We start from the raw sequence: 4,175 nt of genomic DNA on the forward strand, positions 1-4,175 counted from the left end.
GGGCAGGCGCGCCGGCCGCCCCACCGGACGCTGCGCCGGACGACCCGGACGACGCCCCGCGGCCGGGACCCGCGTCCCCGGACCCGCCGGCGGTGTCGGCCGGCGGCCAGGCGACGCCGAGCGTGCGGGAGAGCTCGAGCAGCAGGTCCGGGACCGCGTCGTAGAGCACGGACTCGACGTGCAGCAGGGTGCGGCGGACCTCGTCGTCCGGCCGCGGGCGACGGGCCCGCACGTCGTCGGTCTGCCACCAGACCGTCAGCGTCTCGCGCAGCTCGTCCTCGAACGTGCGGCGCCGGGTCGGGCCGATCCGCGGGTCGTCGAGCGTCTCCATCAGCGCCCAGACCCGCTGCTGGTGGTCGAAGATCGACCGGCGCGTGGCCTCCGTCGGGTGGGCGGTCATGACGAGCGCGACGTCGAGGTCGGCGAGCGCCCGGGCCCGCTCGTCGCGTGACAGACCGGCAGTCGTCGCGGCGGCGGCGGCGAGCGACTCGCGCTGCGGGCCCTGGTCGTCGGCGTCGTGGGCGCGGCGGCGGCGCAGGCGCTCGAGCTCCTCGGCGATGTTCGACAGCTGCAGCGACATCGAGCAGGCGCGGACGATCGGCCCCAGCTGCGACGAGGAGAGACGGCGGATCGCGTCGACGAGCTCGTCCGCGTCGGTGCCCGCGGGATCGGCGCGGACCTGGGCCGCGCGGTCGCGGAGCCAGAAGACGCGCTCGCGGAACGCCCGGCCCTCCTGTTCGACGAGGACGCTGCCGAGCAGGCGCTCGAGCAGGGCGGTGTCGCGGTCCAGGGTGGTGGGGGCGTCGGGCATGGCTACGTCGATTGTCACGGTGCGGCGCGCGGCCTCGGTTGGACGGGTGGAGCGGACCCGACGTCCGGGTCGCGCCGCCGTCGGTCGACGGCGCCCGCAGTATGCGCGATGACGGGCGAACGTGGTGGATCCTGGGCGGACTCCTCCGCGCGTCGTGGGTCGCCGGCCCCCGCCCGCGGGTGGTGGCGCCCAGCGGTGTCGACACCCGGTTCTCCTCCCGAAGGGTCCGCCCCGCCGGTGCGGCCGGGGCCCCTGGGTACCTTGGAGGGCATGCTCTTCGGTGCCGAACACGTCAAGCGCTACCGCGAGACCGGTGGCCAGGAAGGCCACGACTGGGAGGGGACGACGACCCTGATCCTCACCACGACGGGGCGCAAGAGCGGTCAGGAGCGCTCGACGCCGCTGATCTACCGCGAGGCGGCCGAGGGTGTCTACGCGGTCGTGGCGTCCAACGGCGGCGGCGACGAGCCGGCGTGGTTCCTCAACCTGGCGGAGAAGCCCGAGGTCACGGTGCAGGTCTGGGCCGACGAGTTCGTCGCGCACGCCCGGGTGGCCGACGCGGCCGAGAAGCCGGCGCTCTGGGAGTCGCTGACCGCCACGTGGCCCGCCTACGAGGAGTACCAGGCGAAGGCGACCCGCGAGATCCCGGTCGTGCTGCTGGACCGCAACACCGCGGGGTCGGTGGACTGACCGGAGGTCGGCGGCGCTGAGCCGCTGCGGTCGGCGGCGTGGCGCCGCGGGGTGGTCGGGGGCCGGCGGCGCGGTCGGCTGCCGAGGCCTCGCGCATCGATCCCGGTCTCGATGGCCCGCCGGGACCGAGACGTGGATCGCGGTCCTCAGGCGGTACGGATCCCGGTCTCGGTCCGGGCCGACCGGTGAGACCTGGATCGATGCCGGGCGCGACCCCGGCGCCCGGCACCGCGACGGCCCCGCCGCGCACCGCGCGACGGGGCCGTCTGCCCGGACCTGCGCGCTCAGCGGGCCGTGATCGCCGACAGGCCGGCGGAGCCCGAGGCGGTGCGGACCCGGGCGACGACCGAGAGGGTGCGGGTCATGACCATGGCCAAGGCCATCAGGACGAGGGCGTCGGTGAGGGCGTCGGGCGTGATCCGGTGCTGCATCATCCAGCTGCCGAGGTCCGCGGCGAACCAGTGCTCCGCGCCGTAGGAGAAGGCGATGCGGGCCGCGGCGGCGGTCGCCCAGAAGGCGGCGTAGGGGGCGCCGGCGACGGTCAGCGGCACGCCGTCCCGCTCGCCGTCGACGCGGATCAGGCGGCCGGCCAGCGCACCGAGGACGACGCCGGCGGAGACGCCGGCGACGACGAGCAGCAGTCCGTCGCCGTGGGACGGCACGCCCTGCACCATCGTCGCGCCGGCGATGCCCGACACGATCAGCGGCCGGACCAGCCGACGGCGGTTGAAGGGCTTGCGACCGAGGTCCGAGACGAGGACCACGGCGAGGATCCCGAGGTTGATGAGGAGGACGGTGGAGAAGGACATGATGGGCTCCGGGGGAGGGGGTGACTCGACGGGATCCACGGTATGCCGGGGCCTCCGATCCGCCATCGGCGTGCGGGTTGATCCGGCGGGTGGAACCTGCGGGGGTGCGGCGGTCGATCTCCACCCGCGACTCCACCCCCGGGTGGACGAGGTCGCCCGCGATGCCCCGTACCGTGGGGGCGATGCCGCTGGGCCGCCACTCCTCGCAGCTGTTCCCCGCGCCGGTCCAGGCGATCGCCGTCGTCGCCGTCTGCTGGTCCGTTGCGCGCGCGGATCCCGCTCCCGGGTTCGACGGACGCGCGCTGGTCGTCCTCGTCGCGCTCGCCGTCGGCGTGGCGGCGTTCGCCGGGTGGTCGTTCCAGCGCGACCGCGGACGCGACGCGACGACGCCGATCCTCATGGCGATGGCGGGCGGCGTGCTCTGCTGGGCGTCGCCGAACTCGGCCGGCAGCGCGCTGGCGTTCATGGCCTGCTTCGGCGTCGGGGCGCGCCTGGAGCCCTCCCGCGCGGTCCCCACCGCCGCCGGCGGCGTCCTGGCGGTGGCCGTCGCGGCGCTGGCGTACGACGGGTCGTTCGCCGGGACGGCCGCCTACGGCCTGGGGTTCGTGGCGACGATGCTCGCCGGAGCGAATCGTCGCGCCTCCCTGCTGCGGGTCGAGGAGGCCGAGCTGCTCCTCGTCCAGACCCAGCGGTCCCACGAGGAGCAGGTGCGGGCCGCCGCGCTGACCGAGCGCACGCGGATCGCACGGGACGTCCACGACGTCCTGGCCCACTCCCTGGCGGGGCTGACGATCCAGCTCGACGCAGCCCGGCTGCTGCTCGAGCGGTCCGACGCCGACGGGCGACCGCTGCAGCACGTGGAGCGCGCGCACGACCTGGCGCGGGAGGGACTGCGGGAGGCCCGCGAGGCGGTGGGGGCGCTGCGTGGCGACGCGGTCCCGCTCTCCGCCGGGCTGCAGACGCTCGTCGAGGACCGGCGGCGGACGTCGGCCCCCGCGACGCTCGACGTCGAGGGCGACGTCGACGGCCTGGCCGCCGACACGGCGTGGGCGGTGCTGCGGATCGCCCGCGAGGCGGTCACCAACGTGCAGAAGCACGCCCCGCTGCACGCGCTCGGCATCCGCCTGGCGGTCCGGGGCGACGACGTCGAGCTGACCGTCGAGGACCACCCCGACGGCGACCGTCCCGCGACCTCGCCCGTCGGCTCCGGGCTCGCCGCGACCGGTGGCGGCTACGGTCTGCAGGGCATGAGCGAGCGCGCGAAGGCGATCGGAGGGACCGTCGAGGCAGGCCCGTACCGCCACGGATGGCGGGTCGTGGCCCGTCTGCCGGTGGCCGGCGCGCCGGCCGGTCCCGCCGCGGAGCACCGGCCGTGAGCGGTCCCGTCCGCGTCGTCGTCGTCGACGACCAGGCCGTGGTGCGCGAGGGTCTGGCGACGGTCCTCGGCCTGCTCGACGGGATCGAGGTCGTCGGCGTCGCCGGCAACGGTGCGGAGGCCGTCGAGGTCGCCGCCCGCGAACGACCCGACGTGGTCCTGATGGACCTGCGGATGCCGGGCTTCGACGGCGTCGGCGCGACCCGCGAGATCCGCGCGGCCCAGCCCGCCGTGGAGGTCGTCGTCCTCACGACCTACGCGGACGACGACTCGATCTTCGGGGCCCTGCGCGCCGGTGCCCGCGGCTACCTGACCAAGGACGCCGGCAGCCGGGAGATCGAGCGCGCGGTGCACGCCGCGGCGGCCGGGCAGGCGCTGCTGGACCCCGCGGTGCAGGCCCGGGTGCTCGGGGCCGCCGGTGGCGGGGGAGGGTCGGCAGCGGCCGGCGACGACCCGCCGCGGGACGGCGACGGTCCGGAGGGCGGTGGCG

General features: G+C 76.2%; 5 protein-coding genes. 3 read left to right on the forward strand and 2 right to left on the reverse strand.

Features of this window, described 5'->3' with window-relative positions; translation table 11 throughout:
• A partial coding sequence (locus tag Q7T67_RS02085; protein WP_304785674.1) for a phosphoenolpyruvate carboxylase occupies positions 1-811 on the reverse strand: 811 nt, incomplete at its 3' end.
• Between the two features lie 270 nt (positions 812-1,081).
• Between Q7T67_RS02085 and Q7T67_RS02090 the strand changes: the two genes are divergently transcribed.
• Complete coding sequence (locus Q7T67_RS02090; RefSeq protein ID WP_304785675.1) at positions 1,082-1,501, forward strand: nitroreductase/quinone reductase family protein; 420 nt, start codon at positions 1,082-1,084, stop codon at positions 1,499-1,501.
• 284 nt (positions 1,502-1,785) lie between these two features.
• Here the strand turns inward: Q7T67_RS02090 and Q7T67_RS02095 are convergent, their stop codons facing one another.
• Positions 1,786-2,310 (reverse strand): hypothetical protein, encoded by a 525-nt coding sequence (locus Q7T67_RS02095; protein ID WP_304785676.1) that lies wholly within the window; start codon positions 2,308-2,310, stop codon positions 1,786-1,788.
• 182 nt (positions 2,311-2,492) lie between these two features.
• Between Q7T67_RS02095 and Q7T67_RS02100 the strand changes: the two genes are divergently transcribed.
• Positions 2,493-3,686, forward strand: coding sequence for a sensor histidine kinase (locus Q7T67_RS02100; RefSeq protein WP_304785677.1), 1,194 nt, complete (start codon positions 2,493-2,495; stop codon positions 3,684-3,686).
• Positions 3,683-4,175, forward strand: a 493-nt coding sequence (locus Q7T67_RS02105) for a response regulator transcription factor (protein WP_304785678.1), incomplete at its 3' end; no start/stop codon positions are given. The genes Q7T67_RS02100 and Q7T67_RS02105, both read left to right, overlap by 4 nt.

The sequence above is a fragment of the Patulibacter sp. genome (genome assembly GCF_030655195.1).
Classification (GTDB): Bacteria; Actinomycetota; Thermoleophilia; order Solirubrobacterales; family Solirubrobacteraceae; genus Patulibacter.